Genomic DNA, 19,614 nt, shown 5'->3' on the forward strand with positions numbered 1-19,614 from the left:
TCAGAGCTCTTCGATCGAGACGTTGTGATTGGTGTAGATGCAGATATCGCCAGCGATCTTGAGCGCTTTTTCGGCGATCGTGCGTGCATCCATCTCGGTGTTCTCCAGCAGCGCAAGCGCGGCGGACTGGGCGTAGGGGCCGCCCGAACCGATCGCGATCAGGCCGTGCTCGGGTTCGAGCACGTCACCGTTGCCGGAGAGGATCAGCGACGCCTCCTTATCGGCCACGGCGAGCATGGCTTCCAGGCGGCCCAGGCGGCGATCGGTACGCCATTCCTTGGCCATCTCCACCGCGGCGCGGGTGAGGTTGTAGCCGTGCTTCACCAGCTTCTCTTCGAACAGCTCGAACAGGGTGAAGGCATCGGCGGTGGCGCCCGCGAAGCCGGCGAGCACGTCGCCGCGGCCCAGCCGACGCACCTTGCGGGCGTTGGCCTTCATCACCGTGTTGCCGAGGGTGACCTGGCCGTCGCTGGCGATGACGACCTTGTCGCCGCGCCGAACGCAGACGATGGTCGTGGCATGCATCGATTCCATGGAGTCTTCGTTTTGGTATGGGGAACGAAGAAGGTGGGGCGCGACGGCACGGGAAGCAAGAGAGCGGGAGATGGGGGATGGGAAGTGGGGGCGCTACAACCCACTGCTGCGCGTATTCGTGCGCCCCCACTCCCCACCCCCCCACCCCCTCTTTCAGCCCTTCCGCTTCGCCCGCGGATGAGCCGCGTCGTAGACCCGGGCCAGGTGCTGGAAGTCCAGGTGGGTGTAGATCTGGGTCGTTGCGATGTCGGCGTGGCCGAGCAGCTCCTGCACCGAGCGCAGGTCGCCGGAGGATTCGAGCATGTGGCTGGCGAAGGTGTGCCGGAGCATGTGCGGGTGGACGCGCTTGGCCTGGCCGCTGGAGAGTTTGGCCAGCCTGGCCTGCACGGTGCGCGGGCTGATCGGGCCGTCGCCGCGGCCCTTGAACACGGCCTGGCCAGGACCGACGCCCCCCAGGGCGGCCAGCGCGCGCAGGGCCGCGATGGCGAACCGGCCCACTGGCAGGATCCGCGTCTTGTTGCCCTTGCCGAGCACGCGGACCATGCCCTCTTCCATGTCCAGGTCGTCCCAGCGCAGGCCGCAGAGTTCGGACAGGCGCAGGCCGCTGGAATAGAACAGTTCCATCATGGCGGTGTCGCGCGGGGCCAGCGATCCGCCCAGGTTGGTCTCGACCAGTTCCTTGGCCTCGTCGGCATCCAGCACCTGGGGCAACTTGCGGCGCACTTTGGGACCGCGCACGCCGGCGGCCGGGTCATGCGCCAGCTGGCCTTCGCGGGTGAGGTAGCGGAACAGGCTGCGGCAGGCGGAGAGCAGCCGCTGCAGGCTGGCCGGCTCCAGGCCGTCGTCGTGGCCCTTGCCACTGCCACGATGCTCGCGCGCCACCATGCTGCGTAGTCGCTCGGGCGACAGCGCATCGAATGAGCCAATGCCTTCGTGCTCCATGAAGCGGAGCAGTTTCTCCAGGTCGCGCCGGTAGGCGGCTAGGGTGTGGACAGACGGCGCGCGCTCGGCGGCGAAGTGGCGCAGGAAGGCCTCGACGGCCTCGCGCGGGATCACGCGGCCTTCCGGGCCCGGTCGATCGCGGAGCCGACCGTGGTCGAGATCATGTCCAGGAACAGCGTGCCCATGCCCGGGTGGAACCGGTCGGCATCGGCGCTGCCGATGGCGAGCAGGGCATCGGGGCCGATCCGCATCAGCGCGGCCGAGCGCACGTCGGGCGCGGCGTCGCCGAACAGGCGATGCAGCTTGTCGGGCGCGAGGCGCCCGGCGACCGGGTCGCCGTGCTCGAGGAACGAAGCGAACTCTGGCAGGCCGGCCGGGCCACGGGCTTCGCGCAGCAGCCAGGGTTCGTCGGGCAGGCCGGCCAGGTCGCCGAAGAAGACCAGGCGAACGCGCTCGGACTTGAAGTCGTCGGTCAGGCGGCGGACCACGTGGCGCACCGTCTCTTCGATATCGCTGGCGCCCAACAGGGCGAGCATCAGCCCATGGACGCGGCGCATGAGGGCTTCGTTGTCGCCGGCGATGCCGGAGAGGTCGCGCAGGCGCCCTTCCAGCTCGGCGTTCTTTTCCCGCAACACGCGCAGCTGGTGCACCGACAAGGCTGCCGCCGGCCCATTGGCACTGGGCATCACCAGCGCGTTGGCCAGGTCCGGGTAATCGATCAGGAAGTCCGGATGCCGGCGCAGGTACGACGCCACGGTGGCTGGCTTGATGTCGCCGTCGATCGCGGTGTCGGTCATGGTGTGCTGTCCTTCGTCATGCTTCTTGCTGGCGTCGAGTGTGCACGCTTTAGCGTGTGTTCGTCACACTTCGCCTTCGAAAACGAACGCGGCCGGCCCGGTCATCCACAGCGAATGACCCGGTCCGTGCCATTCGATGCGCAGCGTGCCGCCGGGCAGTTCCACGGCGACCACCGGTGCGGCGAGGCCCAGGGCCTGGGATACGGCGGCGGCCGCACAGGCCCCCGTGCCGCATGCGCGGGTCCAGCCACTGCCGCGTTCGTGCACGCGCAGGCGCAGCTGGTCGACCGCCACCCGCTGGACGAAGCCGATGTTGGCTCCCTGCGGGAAGATCGGATCGGCAGTGAGCAAGGGCCCAAGCCGGTCGATCCGCGGGTCGGCCAGGTCGTCGACGAAGACGACGCCGTGCGGGTTACCCATGGATACGGCGCCAAAGCTCACGTCCTCGCCGTCCACGTGGACGGTGTAGGTCGCGTGCGCCGCGTGGTCGAGTGGCACGTGGCCCGGATCGAAATCGGGCTCGCCCATGTCGACGGTCACCGTGTGTTCGTCGACGACCTTGACGGTGACCGGGCCGGACGGGCTTTCCAGCCGCACCGGCGTGTCGCGTTCGATCACGCCATCGCGATACAGCCAGGCGGCTACGCAGCGAACGCCGTTACCGCACTGCCCCGAGGCCGAACCATCGGCATTCCAGATGCCGTAGTAGAACTCGCAGGACGGGTCGCGCGGTGGCTCGATGCTGATCAGCTGGTCGAAACCGACCCCGGTGTGGCGATCGGCCAGCGCCGCGATGCGCGCCGCGTTGGGCACGCGCCCGGCGTCCTCGCGCCAGTCCACGATGACGAAATCGTTGCCGATCCCATGCATCTTGGTAAAGCGGGACGGCATGGCGGCGTTACTGATGGATGATCGGGTTGAACGGCATCATCGTGGTGCTGGCGGGCGCCGGCGAATCCACGGTGGATGCACGGGCCGGCTGCACGGCGGGGCTGGTCGCCTGCTGCAGCGTCTGTCCCTGGTGGCCCTGCGGCGGTGCAGCCGCGGGCTTCGCCGTGGTACCCGGCGCGGGCGGCGGCGGCAGGTAAAGATCACCCTTGTTGCCGCAGCCCTGGAGGCTGGCGGCGGCGCAGGCGATGGCGACGAGGGGCAGGATCAGTCGGCGCATGGGCGTCTTCCCGGAAACGGCGGCCAGTATAGCCCCCGGTCGGCTCAAAGCGCCTTTTCCAGGCGCAGGGCATCGGCGCCGTCGCCGTAGTACTTCACGTACTCGCCGATGCGACGGTAACCAAGGCGCTCGTACAGGCGGATGGCGACGGCGTTGTCCTTGCGTACTTCCAGGCGAAGCGCCCGGCAGCCGCGCAGGCGGGCGGCATCTTCGGCGGCTTCGATCAGCGCCGAGCCGACGCCCTTGCCGCGGGCCTCTGGCTTGGTCGCGATCGAATACAGACGCGCCACGGTGGTGGCCCTGCGGAAGAACACCACGGCGGTGCCAAGGAAGCGGCGATGGTTCGCGCTGGCGACGAGCACCTGCGCGGTTTCGCTATCGAGGTGCTTGCGGTACTGGGCGCGGCTCAGGCGATCCGTGTCGAAGGTCGCCTCTTCGAGGGCGACCAGGTCGTCAAGGTCACTGACCTCGGCACGACGAACGCGTACCGCGGCGGTTACCGGGGGTGGACGCATGCGCTTTGCTGACTCCGGCGCGAAGTGGGGGGGGGCGGGGCAAGCGCGGCACTGTAGACCCGGCAGGCTGACGGATCAATGACTTTTTCCTAAATTCGTCGTCATGCCGTCCGGCGCTGCCGCCTTGTGCCTTGTTGCAACCCGGCACACACTGCGCCACCGGCGAACGATCGGCCCCGGGCGGGGTCGATGCAAGGTATACGCCGTGGAATCGAGGTCACATGAGCCGGCTTGTCATCGTCGTGGAGAAAGCCTCGGACTGGGGCTCGTATTACCCGTCCGTCGATGTCGTCAGCGCCATGGACTACCTGCGCGAGCCGGTTGGCGGCGACGACGAACGCACCCACGTCATCAACCTGTGCCGCAGCTACAAGTACCTGGGCACCGGCTACTACGTGTCCTTGCTGGCCGAAGCCCGCGGGCACAAGGTGATCCCGTCGGTGCGCACGGTGAACGACCTGCGCCGCCGTTCGCTGTATGGCCTGCAGATCGACGACCTCAACGAAAAGCTGGAAAACTTCCTGCCGGCCGGCGGTCGCGACACCACCGACTTCGGCGTGCTGGTGTACTTCGGCGAAACCGCCTACCCCGACCTGCAAGATCTTGCGCGGCAGATCTTCGACCACTTCCCCTGCCCGCTCATGCGCATCGAGTTCGAGCGCGAGCGCTTCTGGCAGATCTCGTCGGTGAAGGCGGTGGGCCTGCATACTTTGGACGATGCGCAGGAAGACGCCTTCGCCGCGGCACTGGAGAAGTTCTCGCGGAAGATCTGGCGCCGGCCGCGTGCACGCCGCCAGTATCGCTACGACATCGCCATGCTGGTCGATCCGAACGAGGCGATGCCGCCGTCGAACAAGAAGGCGTTGAAGCACTTCATTGAAGCGGGAAAGCACCTCGGCATCGAGGTCGACCCGATCGGCAAGAACGACTTCCAGCGCCTCGCCGAGTACGACGGCTTGTTCATCCGCGAAACGACGGCCATCGCCAACCATACGTATCGCTTTGCCCACCGTGCCGAGCGCGAAGGCATGGTGGTGATGGACGATCCGACGTCGATCCTGCGTTGCACGAACAAGATCTTCCTCAACGACTTGATGGTCGCGCGCAAGCTGGCCACGCCGAAGACGGAGATCCTTTACCGCGACGACGCGAAGCGCCTGCGTGACCTGCCCGAACGCCTGGGCATGCCCATCGTGCTGAAGATTCCCGATGGTTCGTTCTCGCGAGGCGTGGTGAAGGTGGAGACGCCCGAGGCGCTGGAAAAGGCAGCCTCCGAGTTGTTCTCGCATAGCGCGCTGGTGATTGCGCAGGAGTTCCTCTACACGGAGTTCGACTGGCGCATCGGCGTGCTGAACCACGAGCCGCTGTATGCCTGCCAGTACTTCATGTCGCGCGGCCACTGGCAGATCTACAACCACGGCGCGAAGGGCACGGCGAAGTCGGGTGGCTTCCGCACGGTGCCGGTGCGCGAGGCACCATCGGATGTGGTGAAGCTGGCGCTGAAGGCGACGCAGACCATCGGCGATGGCCTATACGGCGTGGACCTGAAGCAGGTCGGCGACCGCGCGGTGGTGATCGAGGTGAACGACAATCCGTCGATCGATGCCGGTGTCGAGGATGCCTACCTGGGCGAGGACCTTTACCTGCGGATCATGCAGGAGTTCCTGCGGCGGCTGGAGATGAAGCGGTTGGGGATTCAGTTGTGATGCTGGTTCATCCGCGATGCCGGCTGATCGGGTGATTCCGGTTACTCGTGATGACGGCTGAATCCGCGATGCCGGCTGATTCTGGGGTATCGGTCGCGCGCGGGCGCGCTCCTACAGTTTGAGGAGGGTGCGGAGGAGGTCGAGGGGGAGCCTTGGCTTCATGGCCAGCAGGATGCTGATCGGTGCGAGCAGAAGCCAGAAGGTGGGCGTCCAGCCCAGGGTCTCGCTGCGGGCGGATAGCGGGGTGAGCAGGAGCAGGAGGGTGCCGGCGGCCAGCCAGGCCATGGCGATGAGGGCGGTGAGGCGGCGCGGGGTCAGGCTGTCGTGCATGGCGGGCTCCTGGCGGGTGTCGTTGGAGCGATCGTGTGCGCCGGCTGTCTCACGGATCGCGACCCGTTGACCCGGCGTTGACCCCAGAGGTCGCAGCCTCGGTCCATGAACCGTCTCCCTGCTGCCTTGCTTGTGATGGCCGGCGTCGCCGCCGCCAGTTGTGCGGCCAATGCGCCGCTGAAGACGGTCGATCACGTCGACCTGCCCCGTTACATGGGTACCTGGTACGTGATCGGGAACATCCCGAACATGTTCGAGAAGGGCAAGGTGGAGACGGCCGACGAGTACCGGCTGCGCCCCGACGGGACCATCGACAACTGGTTCCATTACCGGAAGGGTTTCGACCAGCCGGCGAAGAGCTGGCATGGCAAGGCGTGGCTGCCGGACGAAAAGGATGCCAGCCGCTGGAAGGTCCAGTTGCTTTGGCCGTTCCGCGCCGACTACGCGATCCTCGCCCTGTCGGACGACTATCGGGTGAGCCTGGTAGGCCTGCCCTCGCGGAAGATGCTCTGGGTGCTGTCGAAGGACAAGGCGATCGACGACGCGGTCTACCAGCGCCTGCTCGGGGTCGCCCGGGCCCAGGGCTATCCGGTGGAACAGATGCGCAAGGTGCCGCAACGGCCCGACGACCAGGGCAAGCCGGGATTCCAGTAGGGCTTGCTAGAATCGCCCCACCGGGCATGCCGTCCGGCGTCGAGCCAGGAGAGTCCATGAGCGCTGAAGCGCATCGTTTCGCCGTCTTTGGCCACCCCATCGCCCATTCGCTGTCGCCCCGCATCCATGCGGCGTTCGCCGGACAGCTGGGCCTGCGGCTGAGCTACGAGGCCATCGACGCCGAACCCGCGGCCTTCGAAGCCACGGTGCGTCGCTTCTTCGCGGAGGGTGGCCTCGGCGCCAACGTCACGTTGCCGCACAAGCACGCGGCCTTCGGCCTGGCCGGTGAGCGCAGCGAGGCGGCGCTGCGCACGGGCGTCGCCAACACGCTGACGCCGCTGGTCGACGGCCGCATCGCCGCGCATAACACCGATGGCAGCGGCTTCGTCCGCGACATCACCGAACGGCACGGCTTCGACCTGCGTGGCCACGATGCCCTGCTACTGGGTGCCGGCGGCGCGGCCAAGGCCGTGGCATGGGCATTGATGGACGCGGGCGTGCAGACGCTCACCATCGTCAACCGCACGCCCGACCGTGCCGACGAGATCGCCGATGCCATCGGCGATCCCGCACGCTGCCACACGCGTTACTGGGACGGCCTGGAAGGCGAATGCTTCGACCTGATCGTCAACGCCACCTCGATCGGCGTGGTCGGTGGCAGCTTCGACCTGCCGATGTCGATCGTCCAGGATCACTCCACGGCTTACGATCTTTGCTACGGCGCCGCCGCGGCCGGATTCAAGGGCTGGGCCCTGGCCGCCGGCGTCCGCCCGGACTGGTTCCGCGACGGCCTGGGCATGCTGGTGGAACAGGCGGCCGACGCGTTCGAACGCTGGCATGGCCAGCGCCCGGATACCGATCCCGTCTATCGCGAATTGCGCCAGCAGTATTGATCGCGCTCGCTCGCCGCTACGGCGGCGGCATCAATGCGGTGCGACGAGCGCTCCGTGGACCGGGGGGCAGGTGTACGTGGCCTGGTACTTGAAGGCGGCCTTGTCGCCTTCCGGCTGGCGCAGCACCAGGTGGATCGTTTCGACCGAGGGCCGCGGGCAGTCGCGGCGGGCTGCGCCGAGGCATGGCGCATCGCTGATCGCGTCCTCGGTGCACGACACCGAGATCGTTCCCGTGGTGGGTGCGGCGGCGACGGCGGGCGCGACGGGTGCGGCGGCACAGCCGGCGAGCGTGGCCAGCATGAGGGTGGGGCAAAGGACACGGAGCGGATGACGCATCGGACACCTCCATGGGCCGAAGGCTAGGCTCGCCGGATGACGCAAACGTTTCAGCGAACCAGTTGGCGAATCCCGAGAGCCACGATCACCGAGCCGCACACGCGATCGATCGCCTTCTTCCATTGCCGGTAGCGCGCGGCAACCCGGGGCGCGGCGAAGAACACGGCGACCAGCGAATACCAGGTGGACGAGACGGCGGCGACGGTGCCGAGCATGGCCAGGAAGGTCGCGGGGTTCACGTGCGGCGGCGCGGCCGCGGCGAACACGGCGGCGAAGAACGCCATGGACTTGGGATTGGCGATGTTGGTGGCGACGCCCGCGCGGAACGACTGCCATACGGTCGGGCCGCCCTCGGCCACCCGCGCCGCGTTGCCCGTGCCGGCCTTCACGATCAGCCGGCCACCGAACCAGACGAGGTAGGCGGCGCCGGCGATTTTCACGGCCAGCGCGATCCACGGGAACGTGGCAAACACGATGCCGACGCCGAGGATCGAGCAGGTTGCCCAGAACAGGTTCACCACCACGATGCCGCCGACCATGGCCAGCGCATCGGCCGTGTTCGTCGACGCGGCCTTGTGCGCCACGGCGACGAAATTCGGGCCAGGGATGACCACGCCTACGACATAGACGGAGAGGACGACGGCAATGGCATGCAGGTCGAGCATGCCGCCCATCCTACGTCAGGTCGAAACCGTCGTGGCCGTCACGTTTGTCGCCGATCTGCAACACGCGCCGGGGAAGATGTCACGCCCGCCGGGGCCGCGCCGACAGGGGGCCGGTCTGGTCGCGGGCTGTGCCACGGAATTCCCCCATGATCTCCGCTACCCGATTCGCCGCGGTTCCCCGCCGCGCGATCATCGTCATTGCCGTCACCGTCGTGTTGCTGGTGGCCGCCGTCGTGCTGTCCATGCGCCAGCGCTCCGAGCTGGCCGAGGCCGACGCCCCGGCGCAGTTGCCGGAGCCCAAGGTCACCAAGGGCAGCTCGCCGGAAATCGACATCCTCCTCGGCCTCGCCCGCGATGCCACGAAGGAAGGCCGGCTGGTCGCGCCCCAGGGCAACAACGCGTACGAGTACTACCTGTCGATCCTCCAGCTCGATGCGGCCAACGCCACCGCCCAGGATGCCCTGCGCGAAACGCTCCCGTTCGCCTCCAAGGACATCGAGCGCCAGATCAACCGCCGCGAACTGGAAGAGTCGCGCCGCGAGATCGCCCTGCTGCGCGACTTCGACCCGACCAACTACACGCTGATCATCCTCGGCGCCAAGCTCGACGCCCAGCAGCAGGTCGTCACGGCCGAGGACGAGGCGAAGGCTGACGCGATCCGTCGGCGCAACGGCTGAACGACACCGCGCGGAAGGGGCATCCCCTTCCGCGACCCGGTTCATGGTCCGTCAGTTCTTGCGGTCGCATAATCCACGCTCCCCCAAGGCAAGGAGCCTGCCCCATGTCCCGCATCGGAACGTTGTTCTTCATGGCCGTCCTCGGCGGCGCCGCACTCAGCGCCTGCCAGACCGCGCCCGCGACCTCCAAGGCCGCCACCCCGGCCCCGGTCCACGGTTTCGTGACCGACACGAAGGCGTTCGACGCCTTCATCGCCACCCACCCCACCGCCGACCAGTTCCACGCGGCCTACCCCGACGTCACCCTGGTCACGCCCGACATGATGACCACCCGGGAAATGCGGATGAACAACAGCCGGTATTTCCCGCAGCTGGATGGGGATGGGCGGATCGTGGGCGGGAAGTTTCAGTAGGGTAAAGCGGTAAGCGTAAATCGCCGGCTGCCGCCGGGCGCGGGTGCCGGGCGGCAATGATCGGGGCGATGGCTTACGCTTGGCGCTTTACTACTGACGCTCCGCGCCCCCATGCCCATTCGTCCTTTCAACGGCATCTTGCCCACCCTCGGCGCCCGCGTTTACGTGGATCCTGCCGCCACGCTTATCGGCGCGGTGGAGCTGGGCGACGACGCCTCGGTCTGGCCGGGTGCGGTGGCGCGCGGCGACGTGCACCACATCCGGATCGGTGCGCGCAGCAACCTGCAGGATGGCGCGATCATCCATGTCACCCACGACGGTCCGTATAGCCCGGGTGGGTTCCCGACGATCATTGGCGACGACGTGACCATCGGCCATGGCGCGGTCATCCACGCTTGCACCATCGAGGACGCCTGCCTGATCGGCATGCATGCCACCGTGCTCGACGGGGCCGTGGTGAAGAAGCATGCCTTCGTGGCCGCGGGTGCGCTGGTGCCGCCGGGCAAGGTGGTCGGCGAGCGGGAGCTGTGGGTGGGTAACCCGGCAAAGATGGTGAGGGTGCTGAGCGATGCGCAGGTGGAGCAGCTTTATTACTCGGCGGCTAATTATGTGCGGTTGAAGGATTCGTATTTGCGGGAGGGGTGAGGGAAAACAGGGGCTTAGCGGGGTGGTGCGGGGCGGCTTGATTTGGGCTCGCGAGAGCACCACGCTGGGTGTCCAAAGGAGACACCCATGGATAGCACTACCAACCCGCTTCTCGATCCCAGCGGCGACCTGCCTGCCTTCTCGGCCATCCGCCCGGAACACGTCGAGCCTGCCGTCGATCGCCTGATCGCCACCCAGCGCGCCGGCATCGACCAGATCACCGCGGGCGGCGCCGAGCGCGATTTCGAGCACGTGATCCTCGCCCAGGAGCGCCTCGACCAGGCCCTGTCGCGTGCGTGGGCGCCGGTCAGCCACCTGCATTCGGTGGCCGATTCCGAAGCGCTGCGCAAGGTCCACGGCGCCGCCGAGGAAAAGCTGACCGACCACGGCATCGAGGTCGGCCAGAACCGTGAGCTTTACGCCGCCACCCAGGCGGTTGCCGATCGCGAGGATTTCGCCGGCCTGCCCGTGGCCGCGCGTGCCGCGGTCGAGCACGCGTTGCGCGATTTCCGTCTCTCCGGCGTGGCGCTGGAAGAGCCGGCGCGTACACGGTTCCGCGAGATCGGCGTCGAGCTGTCGCGCCTGACCACCGAGTTCTCCAATGCCGTGCTCGATGCCACCGAGGCCTGGCACAAGCACATCACCGACGAGCGCGACCTCGCCGGCATCCCTGCTTCCGGCCGTGCCGTGCTGCGCGAGTACGCCCGCGAGCAGGAGCTCGACGGCTACCTGGTGACGCTCAAGCAGCCGAGCGTGCAGGCCGTGCTGACCTACGCCGAGAATCGCGACCTGCGCTTCGACGTGTACTACGCCTACCAGACGCGTGCCTCGGATCAGGGTCCGAACAAGGGCAAGTTCGACAATTCCGAACGGATCGAGAAGATCGTCGCGCTTCGCCACGAAGCCGCGCAGTTGCTCGGTTTCGCCAACGCCGCCGAGGAATCGCTCGCGACGAAGATGGCGACGTCGCCGCAGGAAGTGCTCGATTTCCTGCGCAACCTCGCCGCCAAGGCCCGTCCGCGCGCCCGCGAGGAACTCGCCGAACTGCGCCGCTTCGCCACCGAGACCCTGAAGATCGACAACCTCGAGCCGTGGGACGTGGCCTTCGCCGCCGAGCGCCTGCGCCAGGAACGCTACGCGCTGGACGAGGAACAGCTGAAGCCGTATTTCCCCGCGCAGCAGGTGGTCGATGGCCTGTTTGCCGTAGTCCAGCGCCTGTACGGCGTGACCTTCAATCCGCGCGACGACGTCGACACCTGGAACAAGGACGTCCGCTATTACGATCTCTGCAACGCCGACGGCAGCGTGTTCGCTGGCGCGTACGTCGACCTCTATGCCCGCTCGGGCAAGCGTGGCGGCGCGTGGATGGACGTGTGCGAGGCGCGCTTCCGCGACGGCGACCGCATGCAGCTCCCGGTTGCCTTCCTCACCTGCAACTTCCCACCGCCGACCGACGGCGCACCGGCCTTGCTGACGCACGACGACGTGCTCACGCTGTTCCACGAATTCGGCCACGGCCTCCATCACATGCTGACCGAAGTGGACATCCCGTCCGTCGGTGGCATCGACGGCGTGGAATGGGACGCGGTGGAACTGCCCAGCCAGTTCATGGAGAACTTCGCCTGGGACCTGGAAGCCCTGCGGCTGTTCGCGAAGCACTACCAGACCGGGGAGCCGCTGCCGGACGACCTGTACGAGCGGATGCTCAAGGCACGCTACTTCCAGACCGGCATGTTCCTGGTCCGCCAGCTGGAATTCGGCCTGTTCGACTTCCGCCTGCACCTGGAATACGACCCGGCGCGCGGTGCGCGTCCGATGGAGGTGCTTGAGGAAGTGCGCAAGGAAGTCTCCGTCCTGCACCCGCCCGTGTGGCAGCGTTTCCCCCATGCCTTCACCCACATCTTCGCTGGCGGCTATTCGGCCGGTTACTACAGCTACCTGTGGGCCGAGGTGCTCTCGGCCGACGCCTTCGAGCCGTTCGAGCAGGCCGGCGTGCTGGATCGCGCCACGGGCGACCGCTTCCGCCGCGAGATCCTCGCCGTGGGCGCGACCCGCCCCGCCCTGGCCTCGTTCACGGCCTTCCGTGGCCGCGCGCCGGAACCCGATGCGCTGTTGAAGAGCTACGGGCTGGCCTGACCGCCCCCGGAAACCCGCGTGACGCCCAGCCGTCACGCGGGTTTCCATTACAATGGCGCCATGAAGATCGCTTCGTGGAACGTCAATTCGCTCAAGGTCCGCCTGCCGCATCTCCAGCAGTGGCTGGCAGAAGCGCAGCCGGACATCGTCGCGCTGCAGGAAACCAAGCTCACCGACGACAAGTTCCCGGTCGATGAGATCGCAGCCATGGGCTATCGCTCGGTGTTCTCCGGGCAGAAGACCTACAACGGCGTCGCCATCCTCGCGAAAGACGAACTGCGCGACGTCGTCACCGACATCGCGGGCCTCGACGATCCGCAGCGCCGTATCCTCGCGGCGACCGTGGGCGACATCCGCGTCATCGACCTTTATGTGGTGAACGGCAAGGCGCTCGGCGACGAGAAGTACACCTATAAATTGCACTGGCTGGAGAAGGTGCGCGACTTCGTGGCGCAGGAAATGGCGAAGCACCCGAAGCTGGTGGTGCTGGGCGATTTCAACATCTGCCGCGACGACCGCGACGTCTACGATCCGGTCGCCTGGGGCGAGGACATTTTCTGCTCACCGCCGGAACGCGCGGCCTTGCAGGCGATCTTCGACACGGGGCTTCACGACAGTTTCCGCCTGTTCACCGAAGATGCCGGGATTTTCAGCTGGTGGGACTACCGCCAGGCCGCGTTCCGGCGCAACATGGGGCTGCGGATCGACCTCATCCTGATCAGCGATGCACTCAAGGCCGTCGCCACTTCGTCGATCATCGACAAGGGGCCGCGGAAATGGGAGCAACCGTCCGACCATGCGCCCGTCGCGCTGGAGTTGAACCTTTGAACGTACCCAAGTCCGAATGGCCCAGTTCCCTCGACGATAAGGAACTGGAGGAACTCGACACCTACCTGCGCGTGCACGGTAGTGACGGCGACCTCATGCTCGACGGCGTGCACGGGCTGCTCTCGGCCGTGGCCGTGGGCCCGCTCGAAGTGAAGCCGGAAGAATGGCTGCACGAAGTGCTGCACGATGCCTTCGACGACGAGAACGAGGGCAACCGCGTGCTGGCGCTGCTGGCCAAGCTCAACGACTCGGTCAGTGCCGAACTCGACGTCGATGCCTACGAACCGATCCTCGGCGAAATCGACACCGAAGAAGGCCCGCTGCTTTCGGCGGCCGGCTGGTGCGAAGGCTTCAGCCGCGGCATCGACATGCGCGCCCAGCTGTGGGAATCGCGCCTGGCCGAAGACCCGGAGCTGATGCAGTTGCTCGGCCCGGTCATGGCCCTCGCCGTGGACGAAGGCGTGCTGCAGGCCGATGCCGAATTCGAAAAGCTCACCGACGACGAATACGACGAATGCCTGGGCCAGTTGCCCGAGGTCCTCGCCGCCGTCGGCGACTACTGGCGCCAGCGTCCGCCCACCGACGAAGAACTCCGCGCGATGACCCACCCGCGCCGCGACGGCGAGGAATATCCGCCGCGCCAGCGTTCGGGGCATTGGGTGCATTGAGGTAACGCGGCAACGCCGTCACCGTGTCGTGGGATGTTCGCGCGCAGGCTGTAGTGGCCTAATTCCCATGGACCACGAGGTAGGAGCAAACTTTCTACCGAGGTGATCCATGGGATATCGAGTTGTAGACCCTTCTGTGCAGAAGGAAGCCGTACGCCTGGTGGTGGACCAGGGGCAGCCGGTGTTGGCTGTGTGCAAGATGTTTGGGCTGGGTCCCACTGCGCTTAGGCGCTGGGTGGCTGCCGAGCGCGAGCGTCGGAGCCATCCGCCTGGCAAGGCCGAGCAGGACAAGGAAATGGCCGCGCTTCGCAAACGCGTTGCCCAGTTGGAGGGCGAGGTCGAATTCCTAAAAAAATTCGATGCCCTTCTCCAAAATCCGCCGCCTGGCTGGTCACGCAAGCGGTAGATGCGGCGAGGGGCACGATCCCGGTAAGGCGGGCTTGCGCGGTGGCGGGCGTGTCCCGCAGCAGCTACTACGCCGGGCGGCGCGAGCGACGCGAGCGGACGATCGGGCCGGTGCTAGCCAAGGCTGCGCGGACGTTACACGAGCAGGGGCGATGCAGCCTGGGGTCGCGCCGGCTGTCGGCGAGCTTGCGTAATCAGGGCCATGACGTTGGTCGCTACAGGGCCCGGACCCTGATCAAACAGCTGGGCCTGAAGCGTCGGCGCCGCCCGTACGCCCACTATCGACGAGCGACCAAGCCAGCCATCGTGGCCGACAACGACCTCAATCGCGAGTTTGATCCTGCCGCGCCGGATGTGGCCTGGGCCGGTGACATCACGCAGGTTCGGGTGGGGCGGCGATGGCTGTATATCGCCATCGTGATGGACCTGTTTTCCCGGCGCATCGTGGGCTGGGCAACCGGCTCGATGGCCGATGCCTACCTGGCCGAGCAGGCTCTGGAGCTGGCACTGGCGCACCGGCAACCGCAGGGGCCACTGCTGTTCCACTCCGACCAGGGCTGCCAGTACAGCGCGCAACGATTCGTCGACTTCCTCGCCCGGCGATCCATCCGGCAGAGCATGAGTCGCCGCGGAAACTGCTGGGATAACGCTGTCGTCGAACGCTTCTTCCACACCCTGAAACACGAATGGATGCCGACCAGTGGCTACGCGACGTTCGACGAGGCCACGAAGGACTTCTCCAGCTTCCTGATCTATTACGACCAGCAGCGGCCGCACTCGCGGCTAAACGACGTGCCGCCAGCCACCTTCGAGTGGCTGGCGGCATAAAACGCCTACGGCGTGGTCCACGAGGACTTGACCACTACAGGCGCGCTCCTACACGGGCATGCAGGCTGATGTAGGAGCGCGCCCGCGCGCGATCCCACACCCTCAACATTCCCCCAGAAACACATCGTTCACCCCAGGCCCCTACCCCTAGCGTTCCCCAAGCGTCATCTTGACGGGCATTCCCGAACCCTCCAGGAGCCCACCATGACCCACCGCAGCATCGTCCGCCGCGTCCGCGGCATGGACACCTCCGACGGCGCCGGCGTGAAGCTGAAGCGCGTCATCGGCCAGCCGGCGCTCGACATGGTCGATCCGTTCCTGATGCTGGACGAATTCCGTTCGGACCAGGCCGGCGACTACATCGAAGGCTTCCCCGACCATCCGCATCGCGGCTTCGAAACGGTGACCTACATGCTCGCCGGGCGCATGCGCCACGGCGACAACAAGGGCAACACCGGCGACCTCGGCCCGGGCAGCGTGCAGTGGATGACGGCCGGCAGCGGACTGGTCCACTCGGAGATGCCGCAGCAGGAAGAAGGCCTGATGTGGGGCTTCCAGCTGTGGGTGAACCTGCCCGCGACGGACAAGATGACCGCGCCGCGCTACCAGGACATCCCGCCGTCGGAGATCCCCGTGGTCGAGCCGGCACCGGGCGTCACCGTGAAGGTCGTCGCCGGCGAGCTGGCGGGCGCACGCGGTCCGGTCTCCGGTATCGCCACCGAGCCGGTCTACCTGGACATCTCGCTGGCCGCGGGCGCCGGGTTCGAGCTGGACCTGCCCGAGGGCCACAGCGCGTTCGCCTATGTCTTCGATGGCCCGGCGGCCACGGTGGCCGGGCAGTCGCTGGCGCGTAGCGAACTGGCGGTCCTGTCGAAGGGCGACAAGGTTGCCTTCGCCGCCGCCGAGCCCGCACGGATCCTGCTGGTGGCCGGTCGGCCGCTGGCGGAACCCGTGGCCCGCTATGGCCCGTTCGTGATGAACACGCCGGCGCAGATCCACGAGGCGATCGCCGACTTCCGAGCCGGCAAGTTCTGACGGCAGTACGCGGGCGGGTGGCTTCCGAAACTGAACGAACCCCGGAAGTTCCCTGCCCCGTTTAAGTCCCGGAAGGGCATGGGTTTGTAGGCTTACGGCCATTCGCACTCGCGAGGCCTTCATTGCCCATGCGCTTCCTGCTCACAGTCGTACCGCTAACCGCCGCGATGATCATCGCGGCCTGCTCCCCGCCCGACGCGCCGACCCCGGCCGCCAGCGGCCGCGCGACCGCCAGCACGGCGGCATCGCCGGCACCCGGCCGCACCGCGCCAGCCACCGCTGCCCTCGGCACCCCGGAATGGTACGACTGGGTCGACAAGACCCTCGCCATCAGCGATGACGGCCACGGCCCCAAGACCAACACCCCCGCGTGGGACCAGGCGGTCAACGCCAAGCTGGGCCAGGAAGCCCCGCAGGCGGAACCGGGCTCGGCAGAGTGGCAGCAAGCCGTCGACGCGCTGCTGCGCACCCGCGTCGCTACCCACTAAGCCCGCTTTTGGATCGCTCGTTGGATCGCTGGGGATCGATGGCTTCATCGCTCCGTAGGCTTTCGCGCGCGGGCGCGCTCCTACAGGGGGGCGGTCAGGGTCTTCTTGCCTTTGGGTAGCTGGATGTCGCCGCTGGGTAGCGACAGCACCAAACCACCCGGTGGATCGATCGGCTGGGTGATGGTGAGCACGGCCTTGCCGCCCTTCGCCTTCAGCGTGTAGCCGAGTCGGCCGTAGGGCGTGCGCAGGTCGCGCACCGCGATGCCGTCGCCGTCGAGCCACGTGGGTTGTACGCCGGCGGCGAGGACCATGGCCTGGTCTTCGTCGCGGTCGTAGGCGAACAGGTCGAGCGCCGAGCGCACGTAGTCCGATGCGATCCACGCGTGCGGCATGTCGCCGACGAAGCGCGGCTTGCGCGGGTCGTGGCCGACCACTTCGGCCCACTGGTTCCAGGCGGCCGGGCGGCGATCGGCGAAGAAGAAGGCGATCAGGCCGTTCACCCGGTCACGCCAGCCGAGGCGGACGAAGGTCGCTATCGTGCGCAATTCGTAGGGCGTGTAGTCCTCCCACGCGAGCTTGCCGTCGCGGCGGTCCACGAAGGCCTGCCAGTATTTCTCGAACGTGCCTTCGACCAGCGCCTTTGGCAGGCGCGAGCCTTCGCCACCCGGCGATAGTGCGATGGTGGTCGACGTCGCATCGAAGTCGCCCAGTTCGGCAGAACCCGGGATGAAGTCCAGGCCCTTCGCCTTCACTGCCGCGTCGATCGACGCATGCAGGTCGGTGCGGAACGCATCGCGTGAGGCGCCGTACTTCGTGGCGTCGTCCGCATGCCCGAGCGCGGTGGCCAGGTCGGCGGCGTCTTCGTAACCCTTCAGTGCCCAGAAGTCGTCCCAATATGAATGCATCGGCTTGGCCGAATAGCCTTCGTGGCTGATCGATGCGGGCATCAGGCCGTACAGTGCGCGATCGGCGCCTTGCAGGCGCGCCGGCTGGCGCTCGCTCTCGCGCAGCGTGTCCATGTAATCGGCCGCCTTGCGTACGTGCGGATACAGCGCCTCGACCGTCGCGCGGTCATGCGTGTAACGCCACAGCTCGGCCACGCTGAAGACCAGCTCACCATGGCTGTCGTTTTCCGGCACGGGATCCGAACCACGCGCATCCACGCAGCAAGGCACCTTGCCGTTGCTGAACTGGTGTGGCGCATACCAGGTGATGAATTCGCGCGCGACATCGTCATGGCCCGTGCGCAGCAGGCCCTCGAGCATCATCGCGCCATCGCGTACCCACGTCCGCGAATACGAACGCGTGCCCGGCTGCAAGGCCGGACCATCGCGTGAAATCAGGATCTGCGCGACGCCACTCTTCATCGTGTCGACGATCGGTTGCGCGACCGACGGCACGCGCACATCGACGCGATTGAGCTTCTCGCGCCACAGCGCGGCGACGGCATCCGCATGCTCACCCAGCCACGCCGAAGCGTCCGCCGGCATCGCGACGGCATCGTCCTGCTTCACCGGCACGACGAGGCCGAGGTCCACGTGCCCATGCGCCGGCACATGCACCGTGTAAACCAACGCCCCCTGCGCAAACCCCGATTCATCCACCAATCCAGCCGCCGCACCCGCACCCCCTGTAGGAGCGGGCCCGCCCGCGACATCTTTTAGCGAAAGCACGCCAATCCCCTCACCCCCCTCAACCCGCTCCACCAACATCTTCGGCAGGTTAGCCGACCCAATCACCCCGTCGGTCTTCTGCAGGGGAACGATCTTCCGATCCCCGTTCACCACCAGCGCCTTGCCATCCCACGCCAGCTTGCGGATCGAAGCGATCCCACCCGGTGCATTGAGGAACTGCGTCGGCGGATTCACCTGGAACGGCCGTGCCGCCAGCATCAGGGTGACGTCACGCGCTGCCGCGCCGTCATTGCCCACCCGGTACGACAAAACGAGCTCCGATGAGCCGGGCTCCCCTTGCGCGAAGGCCGTGGTCGTCAACGACAGCTCGCCCTTCTGCCACGCCACCGACGGCATCGGCAGGTAACGATCGCGCAGCGACTGCGTCGTGGTGACATCGGCCCACGTGACCAGCTTGCCGCCATCGAGCAGGAAGGGTTCGATGGAAAAACCGCCCCGAACGACTTCGACGGCGCCATCTTCGGAAATCAGCGCCGAATCACGGCTGCCGCCGTCCACGCCGACGATGGTCCAGTACGACTGCTCGCCGGAGAAGCCGCGCGGATACAGGCCGCGACGGACCGCCTTCGCGCGCTGCTCGAACACGGCGTTCGGCGTCGGCGGCGGCACGGGCACGGCTTCGGGCTTGCGTGGCACCAGGCGGAGGTTGTCGAAGCAGACCTCACCCTTGTCCGGGCCCATGCCTGGCTGCGCTTCCTTGTAGACCATGAACTCGACCTCGCGCGTGTGGCGCAGGGTGCGGTCCTTGATCGGGCCCCAGGCAAACTCGACCTGGCGGCTGCTTGCGTCGATCGACTGCCATTGCGCCGACGGTACGAAGCCGGGCTTCTGGTACCACCACACGTTGTCACCGCTGTCGTCGATCAGTTTCAGCTGCAGCGTGTTCGCCGGCATGTCGCCGCGCACGTCGAAGCTCAGCGCGAAGCCATCGGGGAAATCGATCGGCAGCGTCTTGCGGATCGACGCGGCACCGGAGACACCGTTGAAATTGAACGCCAGGCAGACCGACTGGCCGTTCTTGCCGGGCGCGGCATGCAGCGACGCGGAGACATCGTCGGTGTGGGTGGCTTGCCAGCCGGTGGTGGTGTCCAGGCCGTCGAGGGTCGCGGCGTGGGTCGCGCCACCCATGAGAAGCAACGCAATGCCCAGGAACAATGCACAGCTCTGGGACAACGCAAACCCGTGTAGGAGCGCGCCTGCGCGCGAACGATTTTCGCGCTGTACAGCAGGCCGTGAAGCGCCCTTCAAAAAGATGTC

The 19,614-nt window shown here is 67.0% G+C and carries 23 protein-coding genes; 13 read left to right on the forward strand and 10 right to left on the reverse strand.

Annotation, left to right across the window (positions count from 1 at the left end):
* From hslV to KPL74_17690, 6 genes are all read right to left on the reverse strand, one after another.
* Positions 1-534, reverse strand: a complete 534-nt coding sequence (gene hslV / locus KPL74_17665; protein QWT19561.1) for an ATP-dependent protease subunit HslV — start codon at positions 532-534, stop codon at positions 1-3.
* A 153-nt stretch (positions 535-687) separates the two neighbouring features.
* Positions 688-1,590 (reverse strand): tyrosine recombinase XerC, encoded by a 903-nt coding sequence (locus tag KPL74_17670; protein QWT19562.1) that lies wholly within the window; start codon positions 1,588-1,590, stop codon positions 688-690.
* Positions 1,587-2,273 (reverse strand): DUF484 family protein, encoded by a 687-nt coding sequence (locus tag KPL74_17675; protein QWT19563.1) that lies wholly within the window; start codon positions 2,271-2,273, stop codon positions 1,587-1,589. The genes KPL74_17670 and KPL74_17675 overlap by 4 nt, the downstream gene beginning before the upstream one ends.
* Before the next feature lie 63 nt (positions 2,274-2,336).
* Positions 2,337-3,164, reverse strand: coding sequence for a diaminopimelate epimerase (gene dapF, locus KPL74_17680; GenBank protein ID QWT19564.1), 828 nt, complete (start codon positions 3,162-3,164; stop codon positions 2,337-2,339).
* A 7-nt stretch (positions 3,165-3,171) separates the two neighbouring features.
* The gene (locus KPL74_17685; GenBank protein ID QWT19565.1) at positions 3,172-3,441 is read right to left on the reverse strand and encodes a lipoprotein; all 270 of its coding nucleotides are present in this window, start codon (positions 3,439-3,441) and stop codon (positions 3,172-3,174) included.
* Positions 3,442-3,485: 44 nt separating this feature from the next.
* On the reverse strand, positions 3,486-3,956 hold the full coding sequence (locus KPL74_17690) for a GNAT family N-acetyltransferase (GenBank protein QWT19566.1): 471 nt from the start codon (positions 3,954-3,956) through the stop codon (positions 3,486-3,488).
* Positions 3,957-4,177: 221 nt separating this feature from the next.
* Here KPL74_17690 and KPL74_17695 point away from each other — a divergent pair, with 221 nt between their 5' ends.
* The gene (locus tag KPL74_17695) at positions 4,178-5,662 is read left to right on the forward strand and encodes a RimK family protein (protein QWT19567.1); all 1,485 of its coding nucleotides are present in this window, start codon (positions 4,178-4,180) and stop codon (positions 5,660-5,662) included.
* Between the two features lie 111 nt (positions 5,663-5,773).
* Here the strand turns inward: KPL74_17695 and KPL74_17700 are convergent, their stop codons facing one another.
* A complete protein-coding gene (locus KPL74_17700) occupies positions 5,774-5,992 on the reverse strand; it encodes a hypothetical protein (protein ID QWT19568.1) in 219 nt (72 codons plus the stop codon).
* 105 nt (positions 5,993-6,097) lie between these two features.
* Between KPL74_17700 and KPL74_17705 the strand changes: the two genes are divergently transcribed.
* Both KPL74_17705 and aroE read left to right on the forward strand, forming a co-directional pair.
* Positions 6,098-6,646: a lipocalin family protein gene (locus KPL74_17705; protein ID QWT19569.1), complete on the forward strand. Its 549-nt coding sequence runs from the start codon at positions 6,098-6,100 to the stop codon at positions 6,644-6,646.
* Positions 6,647-6,702: 56 nt separating this feature from the next.
* Positions 6,703-7,539 carry a shikimate dehydrogenase gene (aroE, locus tag KPL74_17710; protein ID QWT19570.1) on the forward strand — a complete coding sequence of 279 codons (837 nt, stop codon included), beginning with the start codon at positions 6,703-6,705 and terminating at the stop codon, positions 7,537-7,539.
* A 30-nt stretch (positions 7,540-7,569) separates the two neighbouring features.
* On the opposite strand, the gene KPL74_17715 is transcribed toward aroE, so the two are convergent.
* Positions 7,570-7,875 (reverse strand): hypothetical protein, encoded by a 306-nt coding sequence (locus tag KPL74_17715; GenBank protein QWT19571.1) that lies wholly within the window; start codon positions 7,873-7,875, stop codon positions 7,570-7,572.
* 50 nt (positions 7,876-7,925) lie between these two features.
* Complete coding sequence (locus KPL74_17720; GenBank protein QWT19572.1) at positions 7,926-8,540, reverse strand: LysE family translocator; 615 nt, start codon at positions 8,538-8,540, stop codon at positions 7,926-7,928.
* Between the two features lie 146 nt (positions 8,541-8,686).
* Between KPL74_17720 and KPL74_17725 the strand changes: the two genes are divergently transcribed.
* The 10 genes from KPL74_17725 (at position 8,687) to KPL74_17770 (ending at position 16,663) form a co-directional block, all read left to right on the forward strand.
* Complete coding sequence (locus tag KPL74_17725) at positions 8,687-9,217, forward strand: hypothetical protein (GenBank protein ID QWT19573.1); 531 nt, start codon at positions 8,687-8,689, stop codon at positions 9,215-9,217.
* 104 nt (positions 9,218-9,321) lie between these two features.
* Positions 9,322-9,630: a hypothetical protein gene (locus tag KPL74_17730; GenBank protein ID QWT19574.1), complete on the forward strand. Its 309-nt coding sequence runs from the start codon at positions 9,322-9,324 to the stop codon at positions 9,628-9,630.
* Positions 9,631-9,741: 111 nt separating this feature from the next.
* Positions 9,742-10,275 carry a gamma carbonic anhydrase family protein gene (locus KPL74_17735; GenBank protein ID QWT19575.1) on the forward strand — a complete coding sequence of 178 codons (534 nt, stop codon included), beginning with the start codon at positions 9,742-9,744 and terminating at the stop codon, positions 10,273-10,275.
* A gap of 87 nt (positions 10,276-10,362) precedes the next feature.
* Positions 10,363-12,411: a M3 family metallopeptidase gene (locus tag KPL74_17740; GenBank protein ID QWT19576.1), complete on the forward strand. Its 2,049-nt coding sequence runs from the start codon at positions 10,363-10,365 to the stop codon at positions 12,409-12,411.
* Positions 12,412-12,471: 60 nt separating this feature from the next.
* Positions 12,472-13,239 carry an exodeoxyribonuclease III gene (gene xth, locus KPL74_17745; GenBank protein QWT19577.1) on the forward strand — a complete coding sequence of 256 codons (768 nt, stop codon included), beginning with the start codon at positions 12,472-12,474 and terminating at the stop codon, positions 13,237-13,239.
* Positions 13,236-13,907, forward strand: coding sequence for a YecA family protein (locus tag KPL74_17750; protein QWT19578.1), 672 nt, complete (start codon positions 13,236-13,238; stop codon positions 13,905-13,907). The genes xth and KPL74_17750 overlap by 4 nt, the downstream gene beginning before the upstream one ends.
* 136 nt (positions 13,908-14,043) lie before the next feature.
* A complete protein-coding gene (locus KPL74_17755) occupies positions 14,044-14,313 on the forward strand; it encodes a transposase (GenBank protein QWT19579.1) in 270 nt (89 codons plus the stop codon).
* A 50-nt stretch (positions 14,314-14,363) separates the two neighbouring features.
* Positions 14,364-15,140 (forward strand): IS3 family transposase, encoded by a 777-nt coding sequence (locus tag KPL74_17760; protein QWT19580.1) that lies wholly within the window; start codon positions 14,364-14,366, stop codon positions 15,138-15,140.
* A gap of 204 nt (positions 15,141-15,344) precedes the next feature.
* Positions 15,345-16,175 (forward strand): pirin family protein, encoded by an 831-nt coding sequence (locus KPL74_17765; GenBank protein ID QWT19581.1) that lies wholly within the window; start codon positions 15,345-15,347, stop codon positions 16,173-16,175.
* A 122-nt stretch (positions 16,176-16,297) separates the two neighbouring features.
* Positions 16,298-16,663, forward strand: a complete 366-nt coding sequence (locus KPL74_17770; GenBank protein QWT19582.1) for a hypothetical protein — start codon at positions 16,298-16,300, stop codon at positions 16,661-16,663.
* An 80-nt stretch (positions 16,664-16,743) separates the two neighbouring features.
* Here KPL74_17770 and KPL74_17775 read toward each other — a convergent pair whose 3' ends face one another.
* Positions 16,744-19,512, reverse strand: coding sequence for a hypothetical protein (locus KPL74_17775; protein QWT19583.1), 2,769 nt, complete (start codon positions 19,510-19,512; stop codon positions 16,744-16,746).
* Between the last annotated feature and the right edge of the window lie 102 nt (positions 19,513-19,614).

It is taken from the genome of Bacillus sp. NP157 (genome assembly GCA_018889975.1).
GTDB lineage: Bacteria > Pseudomonadota > Gammaproteobacteria > Xanthomonadales > Rhodanobacteraceae > Luteibacter.

What these genes read in the sequence shown, in the direction of transcription:
- KPL74_17675 (QWT19563.1), bottom strand. Translation starts at nt 2,273, where the DNA reads ATGACCGACACCGCGATCGACGGCGACATCAAGCCAGCCACCGTGGCG.
- KPL74_17685 (QWT19565.1), bottom strand. Translation starts at nt 3,441, where the DNA reads ATGCGCCGACTGATCCTGCCCCTCGTCGCCATCGCCTGCGCCGCCGCC.
- xth (QWT19577.1), top strand. Translation starts at nt 12,472, where the DNA reads ATGAAGATCGCTTCGTGGAACGTCAATTCGCTCAAGGTCCGCCTGCCG.
- KPL74_17705 (QWT19569.1), top strand. Translation starts at nt 6,098, where the DNA reads ATGAACCGTCTCCCTGCTGCCTTGCTTGTGATGGCCGGCGTCGCCGCC.
- KPL74_17695 (QWT19567.1), top strand. Translation starts at nt 4,178, where the DNA reads ATGAGCCGGCTTGTCATCGTCGTGGAGAAAGCCTCGGACTGGGGCTCG.
- dapF (QWT19564.1), bottom strand. Translation starts at nt 3,164, where the DNA reads ATGCCGTCCCGCTTTACCAAGATGCATGGGATCGGCAACGATTTCGTC.
- KPL74_17730 (QWT19574.1), top strand. Translation starts at nt 9,322, where the DNA reads ATGTCCCGCATCGGAACGTTGTTCTTCATGGCCGTCCTCGGCGGCGCC.
- KPL74_17765 (QWT19581.1), top strand. Translation starts at nt 15,345, where the DNA reads ATGACCCACCGCAGCATCGTCCGCCGCGTCCGCGGCATGGACACCTCC.
- KPL74_17720 (QWT19572.1), bottom strand. Translation starts at nt 8,540, where the DNA reads ATGCTCGACCTGCATGCCATTGCCGTCGTCCTCTCCGTCTATGTCGTA.
- KPL74_17700 (QWT19568.1), bottom strand. Translation starts at nt 5,992, where the DNA reads ATGCACGACAGCCTGACCCCGCGCCGCCTCACCGCCCTCATCGCCATG.
- aroE (QWT19570.1), top strand. Translation starts at nt 6,703, where the DNA reads ATGAGCGCTGAAGCGCATCGTTTCGCCGTCTTTGGCCACCCCATCGCC.
- KPL74_17735 (QWT19575.1), top strand. Translation starts at nt 9,742, where the DNA reads ATGCCCATTCGTCCTTTCAACGGCATCTTGCCCACCCTCGGCGCCCGC.
- KPL74_17715 (QWT19571.1), bottom strand. Translation starts at nt 7,875, where the DNA reads ATGCGTCATCCGCTCCGTGTCCTTTGCCCCACCCTCATGCTGGCCACG.
- hslV (QWT19561.1), bottom strand. Translation starts at nt 534, where the DNA reads ATGGAATCGATGCATGCCACGACCATCGTCTGCGTTCGGCGCGGCGAC.
- KPL74_17740 (QWT19576.1), top strand. Translation starts at nt 10,363, where the DNA reads ATGGATAGCACTACCAACCCGCTTCTCGATCCCAGCGGCGACCTGCCT.
- KPL74_17690 (QWT19566.1), bottom strand. Translation starts at nt 3,956, where the DNA reads ATGCGTCCACCCCCGGTAACCGCCGCGGTACGCGTTCGTCGTGCCGAG.
- KPL74_17725 (QWT19573.1), top strand. Translation starts at nt 8,687, where the DNA reads ATGATCTCCGCTACCCGATTCGCCGCGGTTCCCCGCCGCGCGATCATC.